We start from the raw sequence: 16,277 nt of genomic DNA on the forward strand, positions 1-16,277 counted from the left end.
TTAATTATTCAACGATTAACTTCTTAGTAACTGAAGAGTTTCCAACTTTTACATTGTAAACATAAACTCCAGAAGCAAAGTTGCTTAAATCAATATGAATTTCGTTAGAACCAACGTGTCCGTTAACTTTATAAGTGTCGATTAACTGACCAACTGAGTTATAAACTGCAACTTCAAAGTTTGAAGCTTCTTTTAAACCAACTACGATAGTTGAAGCATCGCTAGCCGGGTTAGGGAAGTTCATTACATCAAAGCTAACCTCAGATTTAGCAACGTTTCCAACACTTACAGGAGCCATTACCGGCACTGTAAATGAAGACGGACATAATTGCGCATGATCTAAGTAATAAGTATTAACATTTGTACTACCATCATTAGTACTGTTATAAGTAATAGTAAATGGTACAGTCATACAGTTAAAGCTAGATCCTTGAGCTCTATCACTCATATAATGATAGTAAGACTGTTGATCTGCATTAGTTACACCGGTAGACACGTTGATACGTGGAGTCATTAAGTTAACAGTAACATCATAACCTTTCATTTTGATGTCAGGATAGATATTCCATTTTAAACCTACGATAGTTGAATCTGATTCAGTCCAGCTATAGAATAACTTACGACCATCAGCTGAACGGCTTACTTGGATACGAGCATCTAAGTCCATTTTAGCACCAGAACCATCAGACCATGGGTTAGTACCATAACCTGGCTGACCGCTAGTTCCTGAAGGACCTTCAGTACCCATTGAGTCAACTACATGATATCCCCAAGTTCCAGAGTTACCTAAAGTCCAATCGTAAATCATTGGGTAGTTGAAAGGACCGTTGTTACCATAAGAATATTGCTCAGTACCAAATACGAAACGATATCCTAAAGAGTCAACATGCGGGCTATAGTGACCATAAGCCATACTTACGAAGTGTAAGTTTCCATTCGCATCAACTGTCGCGTCAGCACCTTCACTTCCTTGGAAGTTAGGAACGATAACGTTAGAGTTAGTAGTAATTGGATAAGTACGATCTACAAAAGCTTTAAACCAACCTGTTGTATAATCAGCAGATGGTAATAAAGTCCAGCTTGAACCACTATTAGTTGTTTTATAAACAATTGGTTGGTAACCACTCATGTGAATAGGATTTCCTGCACGGGAACCTAATATAATTACGTATCCAATAGTTCCATCTTCACTCCAAGCTTGTAATGGACCAGAACCGGAAATTAAAGCACTTCCATCGGTACGTGTATTAACAGGAGGAACGAATGAGTCAACTGACCATACAAACGCACCTGCATTAAATTGGCCTTTAACCATTGCTGCACCACGTAAACCAAAACCTAAATTTGAAGAAGTGTTGTTTGGATCGTTAACAATCATTGCCATTGAACGCACTAAACCACCTTCGATTGAAGCGAATGAAGTACGAGACATATAGTGCTTCTTAATAGTTGGAGCAGCATCTAAATGAGCTTGCTGATCTGAACCAGGAGCATTAGTACCGGCTCCATTTAATGATTTTGACGCATACCAGTTTCCTAACCATCCTGAACCACCTGTTACAGGACCCATACCTACAACGTAGGCGTTATTTTTGTCAGTGTTACCAAGTGGGTTATAAATACCACCTTGAGGATAACGGCCTAAGTTAGCGGCGCTTGTCCAGATACAAGTAGAATCCCATACGATAGAAGGCCATCCTGTACCAATCATGGCTACGATTGTACCTGAGTTGCCGTTTGATGCAGCGTTATAGGTAGCGCTCTTGCGATGAATGAACGAAACAGTGTTTACTGCTTTGTTGTACGTTAGAGGTTTTGAAGAAGATACTAAATATCCAAACACGTTCATTGAACCTGTGAATTTAGTAGCTGCCATAACTTTACCTGTTTGGTTAATGTTATGTTTAATTTGTTTAACCGGACCAACAACAGTAGAACTGATTTGGTTAGGGTTTTCGTTGTACTCGGTACGGATGATGCGTTCAATAGCACCATTCGGTTTTGCGAGTCTTCCGTTTTGCGGGTACGCGCTGATAGCTGCTAAAAGCGCCGACCCTAGGAGTAGATGTTTATTCATGATTTGTGTGATTTATTTATTTAATTAATTAAACGTTTAAAAATACCAAACTTATATAAAGTACCAAAATTAAATTTTACAATTTTTTAATTTCACCTTAATACAATAACAAACATTAATTGCTACTGTTCGAAGGAGTTTTGTTAAAATAGAAACTAAAAACCTTTTAGCTTTTCGCTAATGCAAAAATAGCTTTTGATTTTGAATGATTTAACTATAAAAGGGTAATTGTTGTAAAGCCATTGTAACATGGCTTGCGGGAATTAGCACTAAGTTAATACAAAAAACATGAATATCCAAATTATTGAAGAATTAATTTTTCCGTTATCACATTATTATCTAAACGAACAGTAATATAATATACACCTCGCGTGAAATTATCCAGGTTAATTGTCATTGAATTGTCATTTGAAAAATTTGCTTCTTTGAAAACTTTTCTACCTAAGTTATCCATAATTGTTATTTGATTTATTTTTTCTTTTTCACTCTGAATGAAAAATAATCCATTACTTGGATTTGGGTAAACTGAGATTTGAGATTTTCCATCAAAATCTTCAGTTAATCCAATAACATTACAGCCCGATGTAAGTGGGTAATAAGCAGGGTATAATGTAGAACTAGTAGGTACTGTATAAGTCGAACTACAAAAGCTTGCATGGTCTATGTAATAATGTTGAACAGGTAGTGATCCGTCAGCTATAGGATTGGTGGTTATTGTGAGAGGAACATTATTGCAACTTGAACTATTACCGCTTGCTTTTGGGCTCATAAAGTGAAAGTAAGATTGCTGGTCGGCATTAGTGCCCGTTGTAACATTAAAACGATTGGTTGATAGAAATGTTGTATTATCAAAAGATTTCATTTTTATATCAGGATAAATATTCCATTTTGCACCTACAATTGTACTGTCGGATTCTGTCCAACTATAAAATATTCTTTTTCCATCTACACTTCGGCTCATTTGAATTCTTGTGCCTAATTCAAATTTTCCGAACATCCCATTTATCCATGGGTTAGAAGGCTCTGTTGCGGGTACAAATTCAGTGCCCATCGAGTCAACAGTCATTACTCCCCAGCTCCCAATCGAATTGCATTTGAAGTCATATAAAGTTGGGTAACCAAAGGATCCTCCATAAGCATGCTTGTATTGTTGTGGTCCAAATGTATAGATGTAGTCTAAAGAATCCGGATGCGAACTATATGCGCCAACTACAGTAGCTGCGATATGTAAAGCACCTGAGTTATCTACGGTTGCATCCCAACCTTCCTGCACATCAAAATAGGGCACGGCCAAATTACTGTTTGTATTCACAGTTGCAATTCGATTTCTGATTACAGGGGAAAGAAATGTTGTTTGTGGAAGAAGAGCCCACGTTGAACCGGAGTTAGTAGTCTTATACACAATGGGCTGATAGCTTTGCTGACATGGATTGGCACCGCAGGATACCCCTAATAAAACAACATATCCAATGGTTCCACTTTCATCCCATGCCTGTAAAACTTTCTCGTTTAAATATTTTCCTCCTCCCGGTTTTGACATTACACAGGGTATAAACGAATCAACACTCCAAACAAATGCACCTGCATTAAATTGACCTTTAGTCATAGCGGCGCCTCTCAATCCAAATATTGCGGGGTTGTTACTGTTAGGGTCATTTAATATTAATCCCATAGAGCGAACGAATCCACCTTCAATACTAGAGAATGAATGCATCGATAAAGAATGTTTTTTAATTGTTGGCGATGCGTTTAAGTGCGCTTGTTGGTCGATTCCTGGCGTTGGAGTTCCGGCTCCATTCAGAGATTTGCTCGAATAGAAATTTCCAGTCCAGCCAATAGCAGGATCCATTAGTGGACCACAACCAATTAAATACGCATTGTTTTTATTTGTATTCCCTAATGGATTATAAATTCCGCCTTGCGGATATCTAGCGGCAATGCTTGTTGTATTCGTCCAAACACATGTTGAATCCCAACTTATACCGTTGTTACTTGAGATCATTCCAACAACACTTCCTGAATTACTGAAGGGGCTTGTCACATACGTTGGACTCTTACGATGAATAAAAGAAATGATATTCACGTTCGGCGTAAATTGTAATGGTTTGGAAGTAGAATTCAAAACACCAAAAACGTTCATGGAAGAAGTAAACTTTGTGGCTGCAGCAGCTACCTTCATTGTATTCTCTGTTATTACTTGGTGCTTTGCTCCGGAAATTCTAACAGGAGTATTTACACCAGTAATCGTACTGATGTTTTCCTCCGGAATATATTGTGATTGTCCATTCTTAAAGCCGGTCGCTTTTTTGGTGATGGCAGAGTTCTGCGAAAAGAGAGTTAACGAGAAGTAAATTCCGAATAATAAGAGTAGAAGTTTTTTCATGCTAAAAAATTTAAATTAGATGATTTTTCAGCGGGGAGATATAATAAAGATAGTAAATTATTTAATATCCGCAAAGCTACTCACCGCAATGATTTGAATTTTTCGCTCACGCGCCGCATACGGACTATACACCGAGTTTTTTACGTCTTTCACATCATCACTCACTTTACTTAAAGGTAATTCTCCAATTTCAACATCCGTTAACAGTAAAGTGGCAGCAGAAGGATTTTCTGCACTAATGTATTTTTTGAATACACCATCTTTGTATTCTGCAAAGTAATTTCTCAAACTACTTATTCTTCGCTTGGCTAAATTTACATTGTAATCGGTGCTCGCTAAAGGACTGCAATAACCTTTCATTGTTATTTTTACCTTCTCCCCGCGTGCTAAAACTTCTTCCATTAATTTCGCAAATTTTTCAAGGTCCTGCATGCCTGCATCTACACTGTCTTCAAAAAAATTAGTCAATCTGTCTTCTGCCTGCTGTTTATCATCGCCTTTTAAACCGGAGGGATATTCTTGAAAGTACTTTGGTTTAAGAATTATGTAGTCTTCATAGGTCTTTTTATAGCTTTTTGTAGTGGTGATGTTTTTTGTTTTAGGATCCGGTTCATCATTATGAAAATACAATGTAAGCGGACACAATACTTTCAGCTGATCCATAATGTATTTGGTAGTGTCAACCGGTTTAGGCGGCTCGCTTAATGGTGTAATGGCAAAGCTGTAAATATCATTACAGCAACTTTGTTTTTCTTCAAAATAGGAACCAATACGATTAGAGGAAATATAAGCTTTGTTCTTTTTAGCGTTGATGCTGTAATAAATATCATTATAGCTGGTATTAATAGGAGAGCCGACATTCACAGGTTCGCCAAATGCACCATCTTTAAACTCACTTTTAAAAATATCAAAGCCGCCAAGTCCTTTATGCCAGGTGCTGCTAAAATATAAAGTGTTTTGTTCTTGTACATACCACGGTGTAATTTCGTCTTCTGTCGAATTAATTTTTTTGCCGGCATTTTTAGGCGCGCTAAACTCCATGTTTTTATCGAAATAACTGTACCAAATATCAAAACCACCTTCACCGCCTTCGCGCTTACTGCTGAAGAACAAAACGTTTTTTCCACTCAACTTTGCAACATGCGGTTGCGTGTTGTTGGATTGATAAATGTTAATGGGCGGAGGTAGTGCTGCTAATTGTGTCCATTTGCCATCAATGTATTGAGAAAAGTAAATCTGACAATTGTATTCAACCGAATTAACCGCATTGCAACGGGATACAAATACTTTTGTGAAGTCTTCGTTAAAACTTGTATTGGCATTATGAATGTTAGATGCATTAAACAAACTATCCAGTGCTTTTGCTTTCGCCCAGTTTTCATTTTGCTTTTTAGACACGTACAGTTTATTGAAACCTACATTATTAATATCCCTTTTGGAGTTAGCGGTACTTCGTAGCGATGAAAAAATCAACGCTGTATCAATTTCTATTGGTCCGTATTCACTTACTTTGCTGTTTACATTCGTATCCAGGTGTTCAATAATAACATTGAGAGGATTTGCCATTATAATTAAGGCCTCATCGCATGCTTTTGCTTCTTGCTCGGCTTTTAAAACATATAATTTTCGCTGCGCGTCTTTACTGTTCCGGTTTTTCTTGGCGTATTTGTCAAAATACTTTTTCGCGTCTTTATACTTTCCTTTGCTTTTTAAAATCATTCCCATCCAAAGTGGTGTTTCAGGAAACATTTTACCATTGTCCTCTTTCATGATTTTATCATACCAGTGATAGGCGATGTCAAAATCATAATTGAGTCGGGAAGCTTCGGCGTATTTAAATTGGTATAAAGCCTGAGTAGAATCCAATAATATTAAACGATTAAAATATTGTGCGGCTGAAAAATAATCTTTCTCATCCATGCTCTTTACCCCACTTGAGTACAATTGTTTTTTATTTTGGGCAGAAAGAGACAGCGACAACATTAAAGTCATCACTAATAAAACAAATTGATATGTTGTATAGAGAGATTTTTTCACATTTACATGAATACAGGACATACGCGTTTTTTAGCAATGAATGGTCGGCTCTTTTTAATGATATGTGTTATAAATATTTCAAATGCGCCTCTACGATTGGTGGCTGCTAAAAACTTACTGGTGTTTAAATCGTAACTAATTCCGGCAGTTGTTGTTTTAAAAGTATAGCCTAATCGGGCAATAAACGCGTCTCTTGTTCTTAAATAAAAACCTAAAGAAGCTGTGTTATTTATATTGCTGTCGAAAACATATTTAATGTTGGTTCCGGGAACAAACTCATTGTATTTTCCCTGATGCGAAAATAAAATTTCGGTTTGCCATAAAAATTTATTGTTAGCAGTTACAGGCATTTCAAAACTTAAATAGTTACCTAATTTGCTATCCAGCTTACTGGTTGGATTACCCTGATAACTGATAACGGGATTTGACAAATGATTAAATGAAAATCCATAGATCAATCGCGTAAACTGTGAGAATGAATATTGCGCGGCAAAACCCAGATTAAAATCACCAAAGGTGGTTTTCGTTTTTTGAAAATTTTCTCCTGTACCAAGGGAACTGTTATAAGCATAACCATCAAACTGACTGTCAAAAGTCATTTCGTTATAATTAAAATTAGCGGCATTCAATCCGGTGTTTAATCCAATACTAATAAGTAGAGATGAGTCGCGTTTTAATTTATGTATGTAAGATAAATTAATGTAAAATTGATTGTTGGTGTAAAACGCGTCCCCTGCTTTATCGTTATTAAATAAAATACCAATACCAAAGCAATCCGAAAATAATTGTTTGGGTTTATAGCGCATATCACCAGCAAACGAAACGGTACGATAAGGTACAGGAACGCTCTGCCATTGACTCCGGTATATTCCGTTAACACGATAATCGCCATCAAACAACCCGGTAAATGCAGGGTTTAAATTTAAGAGAGAACCATTGTATTGAGAAAAATGGATGTCCTGAGCTTTACCATTTAAAAATAAAGCGCAAATAAGAATCGATAACAGTTTGTATTTAAACCCCATTCATAACAAATATACTTAAACAAAATCTTATATAAAAATGCTTTATTGCTGAGTGTATTTTAGTACATTTGCTCAAATTTTTAAACAATGGCTACAGATAATTTTCAGGCACACGATTATTATTTAATGGATGAGTTATTATCCGATGAACATAAATTAATTCGTGAAACGGCCCGCGCATGGGTAAAGAAAGAAGTAACTCCAACAGTGGAAGATTTCGCTCAAAAGGCTGAGTTTCCTAAACACTGGATTAAAGGTTTAGCAGAGATTGGTGCTTTTGGTCCGTATATTCCTACAGAGTATGGGGGGCCTGGTTTAGATCAGATTTCTTACGGTATTTTAATGCAAGAAATTGAGCGTGGTGATAGTGGCTTGCGTTCTACAGCTTCAGTTCAAAGTTCTTTGGTGATGTATCCGATTTACGCTTACGGAAGTGAAGAACAAAAGAAAAAATATTTACCAAAATTAGCAGCCGGTGAGATGATGGGTTGTTTTGGTTTAACAGAACCGGATCACGGAAGTAATCCTGCAGGCATGTTAACTAACTTTAAAGATGCGGGTGACGGTAAAAATGTGATTTTAAATGGCGCAAAAATGTGGATTAGTAATTCACCTTTTGCTGACATCGCTGTTGTTTGGGCGAAGGATGATAACGGAGAAATTCGCGGCTTAATTGTTGAGCGTGGCATGCCGGGATTTACAACGCCTGAAACGCATGGCAAATGGAGTTTACGCGCAAGTGCAACCGGCGAGTTAGTTTTTGATAACGTAAAAGTTCCGAAAGAAAATATTTTCCCAAACATAAAAGGATTAAAAGGTCCATTAGGTTGTTTAAACAGCGCGCGCTATGGTATTGCTTGGGGTGTAATTGGTGCTGCGATGGATTGCTATGACAGTGCTTTACGTTATAGTAAAGAACGTATTCAGTTTGGTAAACCAATTGGCGCATTTCAGTTAACACAGAAAAAATTGGCGGAGATGATAACCGAAATTACCAAAGCACAATTATTAACGTATCGTTTAGGGCAATTGAAAAATGAGAATCGTGCAACCCCTGCGCAAATCTCTATGGCAAAACGTAACAATGTGCATATGGCTTTAACCATTGCACGTGAGGCGCGTCAGATTCATGGCGGAATGGGAATTACCGGTGAGTATCCTATTATGCGTCACATGATGAATTTGGAATCAGTAATTACGTACGAAGGAACTCACGACATTCATTTATTAATTACCGGAATGGATGTTACAGGCTTCAATGCGTTTAATTAATGTTTACTATTTTTGATAATATCAACGGATTGCAAAAACTGCAATCCGTTTTTGTTTTAAATTTGTATTAAAATTCACATCATGGCACATCTAGTGGCACCATCTATTTTATCGGCCGACTTCGCAAACATTCAGCGCGATGTTGAAATGATTAATAAAAGTGAAGCGGATTGGTTTCATGTGGATGTGATGGATGGTTTTTTTGTTCCTAATATTTCTTTTGGTTTTCCTGTTATAAAAGCCATTAAAAAGCATGCAAAAAAACCATTGGATGTGCATTTAATGATTGTTGATCCGGATCGTTACATTACTACTTTTAAAGAAGCAGGTGCAGATGTTTTAACGGTTCATATGGAAGCTTGTACACACTTACATCGTACTTTACAAAGTATTAAGGCAAATGGCATGAAGGCCGGTGTTGCTTTAAATCCTCACACAAATATTCATACGCTTGAAGATGTTATTTGCGATGTGGATTTGGTGTGTTTAATGAGTGTGAATCCCGGGTTTGGCGGACAAAAATTCATTGAGAATACTTATCATAAAGTGGCGGTTCTAAAAGCCATGATTAAGAATAAAAAAGCACACACCTTAATTGAAATCGACGGTGGTGTTGATTTAAATAATTACAAAAAATTATTGCAAGCGGGGGCAGATGTTCTTGTTGCGGGCAATACAGTTTTTGCAAGTTCTAATCCAACCGAAACCATTAAGCAGTTAAAGCTGGCTTAATTTTATTTTTTTGATGTCGCAGGAACTTTATAAAATCAGTAAATCAGGTTTTTTAAAGTATGACCAATGTCCGAAAGCGTTTTTTCTCTATAAGAAGTTTCCTTATTTACGTGATCCTATTTCAAAGGAAAAACAATTGACGTTTAATCGCGGCCATGAAGTGGGACATTTGGCGCAGCAATTATTTCCCGGAGGCGTGGATGCATCTGTTGATGCTAAAGGTGCAAATGATGTTGCACTAAAAACACAGCAATTATTACAAAACAACATAACTACCATCTATGAAGCTACTTTTGTTTTCAATAGTGTATTGATAATGGTGGATATTTTGCATTTCGACGGAACAAAATGGAATGCCTACGAGGTGAAAAGTTCTTTGAAAATTAGTGAAGTGTACGTGAAAGATGCTTGCCTGCAATATTATGTTTTAAAAAATGCATTGCCTGATTTCTCAGATTTGTTTTTAGTGACTTTAAATGGGGATTATGTTAGAGGAGATGAGTTGGAATTAAATAAGTTGTTTAAGAAACGCAATATAAGTTCTGATGCTGAGAAAAATCTGGAATTTTTCACCCACAAAGTTTCAGAAATAAATTTAATGCTTGAAAAAAATGTGACACCGGAAATTGCGATCGGAAAGCATTGTTTTTCACCCTATGCCTGCGATTTTACCGGAACCTGCTGGAAAAATATTTCCAACGAAAAATCAGTTTTTAAAATCGGGAAGTCAGACCGAGATACATTGTTTAATTGGTATAAAAGCGGACAAGACACAGTAGATAAAATTGAACTGACTAATGAAATAAAACCTCACATAAGAATTCAGATTGAATGCATAAAGGAGAATAAAGAATATTTCAATTCAATGGAGATAAAAAAACTCCTGAAAAACATTGGTATCAACAGCTGTTTTATGGATATGGAAGTGTGGTCGCCGGCTGTTCCAAAATACAAAGGACATAAACCATTTGAGCAATTGCCTTTTTTGTTTTCTGTTTGTCATCGTAAGAATAGTGAACTGAATTATTACCATCATTTGATTTCGGAAGGAAGTAATGACATTAAAGCATTTGCTGTAGCTTTAATTTACGCTTTGGAGAAATTCGATAACGTTGTTGTTTACGATAAAAACCTGGAGCTGCAAGTCATCGCGAAAATTGAATCGATGTATCCCGAATTCTCAAAAGATTTTGAAAAAATACGAAGGAAGATCATTGACTTATCCGATTTGGTACAAAATTTCTATTACTACAATCCTAAATTTAATGGGAACTTTTCTCTGAAAGCCGTTGCTGATATTCTGGATGAAACAGCTGATTATAACAAGTTGGAAATTCAAAGCGGTATTACGGCCATGTATAAATATGAAGCTTTGTTGAATGAACCAAATCCAATTATTAAGGAAACCTATAAACAACAGTTAATAGATTACTGTAATCTCGATACCTTAACTTGTTTGAAGTTTTACGAGTATTTACTCGAGAAAATTAGGGAGCAGGAGTAGTAGCAGCACCGCTTTCTTTATTCTGACTCTTAAATGCATCAAAGTCGAATGTTAAAGTGAAACGCAAGGTGTTTTGAAGCGGGTTACGTAAAGTAGTTGGAATTAAGTATGCCATATCTAAACCAAAAACACTGTAACGTACACCTAAGCCAATATTAAAAAACTGACGAGCTCCTTTGCTTTTATGTTCGAAGAAATAGCCCGCACGTACAGCAAATTGTTTGGCATACCAATATTCGAAACCTGCAGCGATATTAATCTCTCTTAATTCTTCTTTAAATCCTCCTGGCGCATCATTAAACGAACCGAAAATACCGGCCATTACCGGACGGTTTGGATCTTTACCACTTTCAATAATCGGAGCGCCGGTAGCTTGATCAATGGCCACCGCAGTTGAATCGGTACCATTCACCGTTTTCATTTTTTGGTAAACCGGTGGAGTAGGCACTAAAAGTTTATTTAAATCAGCATACATGCCAAAAGTGTTGTAATCATCAATATCAAATTTCAATCCACCACCTAAACGTAAATTAATAGGAATGTAATTTTTAACGGTTGTATAAGAAATTTTACCGCCAATGTTTGTAAAGGCTAAACCAATTGTACCGGTTGCTTTTTTATCTGCTAATTCCCAACCTTTTTTGGTTTTGTAAGTCATGGTTACATCGGTTGCAACGGTTTGACCTGCCTTGGTAGACTGACCGTTACTTAAGGTAACACCACCAGTTAAGTTAGAGTTGATATAACGGAACGCGATACCAACTGCAAAAGTTTCAGATAGTTTTTGCGAGTAAGCTACATCAACAGCAAATTCGTTTGGTTTAAATTGTCCGGTTGTGTTACCCATGATATCGGTAAATGTAATATTACCAAGAGAAAAGTATCGTAATGATGCACCAACTGCGCCTAGCTTACTTACCTTTTTATAAAAACTCACATACGATAAACTGATGTCAGGAACTAATTGACGTAACCATGGTGTATAGGAAATACCAAAGCCCATGTTTTTTTCCGCAAAAGCCAACTTTGAGCAATTCCAATGAATAGAATTCACATCTGCCGGGGTAGCAGCGCCAACTTCGCCCATTCCTCCCTGACGCGAATCCGGAGCAATTAATAAAAATGGAACAGATGTGGTAATAGGATTAATACCACCGCTTAATTGCTGAGTGCTAATTTGTGCTTTAGCAGAAAACAAAAGCGACAAACAAAAAATAATAACAACAAAATTCTTAATCTTCATAAAATCCTGTTCACTTCGAGTGAACCTCAAATGTACTAATTTAAAATTACTAATTTTTCAGTTTTTTCGGCTTTTTTATTCTCTGAGCCTAAAACACTTATCTTATAAATATAAACCCCTTTTGCAAGTTTGTCGCCATATTCATCTTTACCGTCCCATTCAATTCCGGGCGACCTAAATCCTTCGTTATAAACATTCTCACTAATTGTTTTTACCATTTTCCCGCTAATTGTGAAGATTTGAATATTTACTTTAACAGATTGACAGCACTGATTGTTCTCGAAAAAGAATTGTGTTTTTGTAGTAAATGGATTTGGATAATTTAGAACATGAGTTAAAGCCATATCTGCGGATTTTGCAACCACAAAATCGGTGTAAGAAGTAGAGGAATTATTTTGCACATCCCAAACTTTTAAACTTAAACGGTGTGAGCCTTCAGATAGTTCCGTAAATGGATATTTAATTTTTCCGCTTTGATATGAGTTTAAATCAGCCTCATAATAATCATTAAGGATAATTGGTTTACTTGAATTCTCATCTAAAATAGCAGTAATGTCATGTCCAATTCCGGTTCCTACAGTATTAATACCACTCGAGTCAGACACTTCGGCATAAATGTTTGGCCGTTCATTCGTAGTGCCTCCTGATACAAACTTTTTATCATTCATATAGAGGTTTAAAGTTGGTCCGGCATTATCAGGAATAACATTTGAAGCCGAGCCGCCTACATAAAAATTATTGTTATAACCATGAGCATCCTGTACACCATTATGTGCGTAATAACTTAACTTTCCGAAATCGAAATTATATGAAATATCTTTTGGAACAATAAAGGAAAATTCGAAATCACCATTTTTAACTTGTACTTTACCTTTATAAATAATGTTTTTTTGTTGTTTGAATTTAAACGGACCTAATGAAGTAACAGAGCCGGGGTCGTTTCCTAAACAAGTAATTTCTTGTTCTTTGTCAAATACCGTGGGATTAAGTACGCCATTAAAGGAGGTTAGTTTTGCACCGCCAATGTTTCCTACATAGCCCTTAATGGTAACCTTAGCTAAAGCTTTTAAAGTGTCGCTGCTGGTAACTGTTACAGGATTGTTATTTATGTGTGTAGTATAAACTTTTTGTTGCGGATAAGCCAGTCGTAATGCAGGATCTCCAAGTAAGTGAAAGTTGAGATAATAAAAACTAAATCCGGCATTTCTTTTTGTTAAACGCACCACATCTCCAAGCGCCGGCATTTTCCCTCCAGGAAGTGTATCAAAAATATAATCGTATAACACAGAGTTAAGCGTAAAGTTTGTATTTGAGAAAGCAAGACGTACAGTTGTTAAAAGAGCAATGACCGCACCGTTAGGATTCAAGAAGCAAAGTTCTCCTGCAGATGTACGGTCAGGATCATCAAATCGGCTGAATTCGCAAGTGGCCGTAATAAACAAAGGCATGTTGCACTTATTGGTGTAAGATTGTATTTGTCCAATTTCAAGGTAACGCTCGTGACCTAATCCAACCTCCCCGCCATGTCCGGTATAATTTATAACCAAACATCCCTTCGCAATACGCTGATCAATTGCGGTATTAACATCATAATAACGCTGACCTCCCGGACTAGAATATTGTAAGTAAGCATCCGAATATATTTTATCGATGTTGTATTCAGGATGATTTACTTTAACCTTATTCGCTAATGCATCTGCATCGGTCAAGTGTGTTTGATAATCTTCGTCATCAGCAATAAATGAAACCCAGTTTCTCCAATCTCCCTGAGGAAAGCAAGAAGTGGTATTACAAAGATTCTCATCGGCTGTAACAGAGTAATTAAAATTCTTTTTATAATAAGCTTCTACTTTATCAATGGCGGCATAAGCTTCGTTGTTTGTTTTAACAGGAAAGCGTCCAACGCCTACATCAACCATGGCCATTCCCCATTCATCACCCTCAGCATCATCCATCCATCCAAAGAAGTCATCACACACTGTTGATAGCGTAGGATTCCATGAATTATCTTTTGGGTATCCGGTTTCGTAAACCGGCAACATAGAACTATTTCCTGAGGCATATCTGTCTTTCACTCTATATGAGCCATCGCCAAATAAAAGTAAATACTTTACTTGTTTTCCGGTTGATAAATTTTTGTTGTAAAGCATCCGTACGAAATCACGAATGGCAGTAGGATCGGGTTTGCCTGAAGAAAACTCATTGTAAACTTCATCAGCTGTAACAACCGATGTGGTTAAAGTATCATATTGCTGATGTAATTGCGCGAGTTTTTGCGCGTATGGCAAATACCCCGGATAGGTTACAATGACATAATCAGCTTGTGCAACATTGTGTAAATTTTGATTCGCGATTTTCTTTACAAACTTAGGCGTGAGATAGTCGGCTCCGTTATGGATAACGAACTCTCGAAGCGAATCGTTTTTGAAAACAAACTCAAGTGTTGAGCCGCTTAAAGAATATTGTTGGTTGTTTACATCGAAAATATTGGTGACATCCCAAACGGAAATATTTGAATTATTGTTCGTGTTAATACTGTATTTAGTCACATTACCAGCACCAACGGTTCTTAGATCACGGAAACTAAATTGTGAATTATTAAAAACGAGGTTACGACGACAATTAAAAATAATTTTATCAAGCCATCCAACTACGCCTGGAGTTTGTTTACTTACTGTGAAGTTTAATAATGAAGTACTATTACAAAGCGCGTAATTACACATCGAACCTCGTGATGCATAATCACCTAAATAATCATTTACATTTACAGCAGGTGAGGTAAAAGAAAAAGCAGAGCCGCTAAAAGAAACATTATAAGTTGAGTTACTTAAACCTCTTGCGGCAATTTTCACAAAGGCTCTTACAGTATCACCAATCACTAAATTAGGTATAGGAAAATTGAAACCGTAAGAAGTATTAAAATCATAATATTCGCCGTAAAATTCAGTTCCTGATTTAATGAAGTTAGTAGAATTTACTTCATGATAATCGTAATAATCATAGGTACTGGAAGTGTTTAATGAAGTTTCTGTAGAAGACGGTCTGTCAATAATTCTTTTTCCGGGACCAAGATCAGTCGTTAAATAATAGTATGTTGTATCAGAGTAATAATTTAATTTATTAAAGAAGTTAAGACAAGAATTCGCATGCGTTTTATCAAGTAACCATTGATTTGTAGCCTGACCATAAAACAAAATATAATCACTTACATCGAATGAATTATCGTTTTCTCCGGCAACAATAATGGCATTTTCTTTTAAATCATCATGTCGGTAAGCAGAATTTAATTCCGGTAACATATAACCACCGTTTCCGTAGATGCGAATGTTTTTAGGATTAACGGCTGTCACATCAACTCCAATTGAAAGAAGAAAGTTTTTGTCAATTTTGTGAACCCCCGATTTTGTTATGCCAATTTTATACCAGTTTCCGGAGGATAAGACAGAGTTATTTGTAAAGGAAGATGAAGACTGAAGCTTTTGAGTATTCGGAGATTCAATGGTTGTCCAATTAACTTTGTAAGATAAAAGTTCTTCAACTTGTCCGGCATTATTAATGCGATAAGGCGTTATTTTTAAAGTTCCTGTTTTCTGTTGCTTTTCCTGAACGGTAATTATTTTTGTATTGAAATCTGAAGAAATGTTTTTACCAAAAGCAGTGAGGATTTTTTGAGCTATTTCAGATGAAACAACCGAAGTTTTGATATCCGTTAAAGTAGCATTTAAATCTTCATTTAATCGTACACTTTTATTTACCGCGAAATAAGGACAATTATTTGAAGCCACATCATAATGTGCGTTTTCAAGTTGAATTGGGAATTTTGTATTGTCGGATAACTTGCTTTTAAAAGCATTTCCCGGACGAACCGTGGTAGTCAAGCCGTTAGCTTGTTTTTGACTATAAAGCAACCCTATTGCCAAAACTAACGTAATAGTATATAAGAAATTAGCGTTTTTCATGTTGATTATTGCAAAAATAACGATTGATATGCCAAAATATTGTTC

9 protein-coding genes are annotated in these 16,277 nt (G+C 36.4%); 3 read left to right on the forward strand and 6 right to left on the reverse strand.

Going from position 1 to position 16,277, the window contains the following annotated elements:
- Positions 1–4: 4 nt before the first annotated feature.
- The 4 genes from J0L69_04970 to J0L69_04985 form a co-directional block, all read right to left on the reverse strand.
- Complete coding sequence (locus J0L69_04970; protein MBN8692525.1) at positions 5–2,077, reverse strand: T9SS type A sorting domain-containing protein; 2,073 nt, start codon at positions 2,075–2,077, stop codon at positions 5–7.
- 301 nt (positions 2,078–2,378) lie between these two features.
- The gene (locus J0L69_04975) at positions 2,379–4,460 is read right to left on the reverse strand and encodes a T9SS type A sorting domain-containing protein (GenBank protein ID MBN8692526.1); all 2,082 of its coding nucleotides are present in this window, start codon (positions 4,458–4,460) and stop codon (positions 2,379–2,381) included.
- A 57-nt stretch (positions 4,461–4,517) separates the two neighbouring features.
- Positions 4,518–6,497, reverse strand: a complete 1,980-nt coding sequence (locus J0L69_04980; protein ID MBN8692527.1) for a hypothetical protein — start codon at positions 6,495–6,497, stop codon at positions 4,518–4,520.
- A gap of 2 nt (positions 6,498–6,499) precedes the next feature.
- Positions 6,500–7,522 (reverse strand): PorP/SprF family type IX secretion system membrane protein, encoded by a 1,023-nt coding sequence (locus J0L69_04985; protein ID MBN8692528.1) that lies wholly within the window; start codon positions 7,520–7,522, stop codon positions 6,500–6,502.
- 87 nt (positions 7,523–7,609) lie between these two features.
- On the opposite strand from J0L69_04985, the gene J0L69_04990 reads away from it, so the two are divergent.
- The 3 genes from J0L69_04990 (at position 7,610) to J0L69_05000 (ending at position 11,030) form a co-directional block, all read left to right on the forward strand.
- Positions 7,610–8,794: an acyl-CoA dehydrogenase family protein gene (locus tag J0L69_04990; protein ID MBN8692529.1), complete on the forward strand. Its 1,185-nt coding sequence runs from the start codon at positions 7,610–7,612 to the stop codon at positions 8,792–8,794.
- 78 nt (positions 8,795–8,872) lie between these two features.
- Positions 8,873–9,526, forward strand: a complete 654-nt coding sequence (locus tag J0L69_04995; protein MBN8692530.1) for a ribulose-phosphate 3-epimerase — start codon at positions 8,873–8,875, stop codon at positions 9,524–9,526.
- 13 nt (positions 9,527–9,539) lie between these two features.
- Positions 9,540–11,030 (forward strand): DUF2779 domain-containing protein, encoded by a 1,491-nt coding sequence (locus tag J0L69_05000; protein MBN8692531.1) that lies wholly within the window; start codon positions 9,540–9,542, stop codon positions 11,028–11,030.
- Here the strand turns inward: J0L69_05000 and porV are convergent.
- Positions 11,014–12,273: a type IX secretion system outer membrane channel protein PorV gene (gene porV, locus J0L69_05005; protein ID MBN8692532.1), complete on the reverse strand. Its 1,260-nt coding sequence runs from the start codon at positions 12,271–12,273 to the stop codon at positions 11,014–11,016. The genes J0L69_05000 and porV overlap by 17 nt on opposite strands.
- Positions 12,274–12,308: 35 nt before the next feature.
- Complete coding sequence (gene porU / locus J0L69_05010) at positions 12,309–16,232, reverse strand: type IX secretion system sortase PorU (GenBank protein MBN8692533.1); 3,924 nt, start codon at positions 16,230–16,232, stop codon at positions 12,309–12,311.
- Between the last annotated feature and the right edge of the window lie 45 nt (positions 16,233–16,277).

Source organism: Bacteroidota bacterium, from assembly GCA_017303905.1.
Taxonomy (GTDB): domain Bacteria; phylum Bacteroidota; class Bacteroidia; order B-17B0; family Aurantibacillaceae; genus JAHEYG01.

What these genes read in the sequence shown, in the direction of transcription:
- J0L69_04970 (MBN8692525.1), bottom strand. Translation starts at nt 2,077, where the DNA reads ATGAATAAACATCTACTCCTAGGGTCGGCGCTTTTAGCAGCTATCAGC.
- J0L69_04975 (MBN8692526.1), bottom strand. Translation starts at nt 4,460, where the DNA reads ATGAAAAAACTTCTACTCTTATTATTCGGAATTTACTTCTCGTTAACT.
- J0L69_04985 (MBN8692528.1), bottom strand. Translation starts at nt 7,522, where the DNA reads ATGGGGTTTAAATACAAACTGTTATCGATTCTTATTTGCGCTTTATTT.
- J0L69_04990 (MBN8692529.1), top strand. Translation starts at nt 7,610, where the DNA reads ATGGCTACAGATAATTTTCAGGCACACGATTATTATTTAATGGATGAG.
- J0L69_05000 (MBN8692531.1), top strand. Translation starts at nt 9,540, where the DNA reads ATGTCGCAGGAACTTTATAAAATCAGTAAATCAGGTTTTTTAAAGTAT.
- porV (MBN8692532.1), bottom strand. Translation starts at nt 12,273, where the DNA reads ATGAAGATTAAGAATTTTGTTGTTATTATTTTTTGTTTGTCGCTTTTG.
- porU (MBN8692533.1), bottom strand. Translation starts at nt 16,232, where the DNA reads ATGAAAAACGCTAATTTCTTATATACTATTACGTTAGTTTTGGCAATA.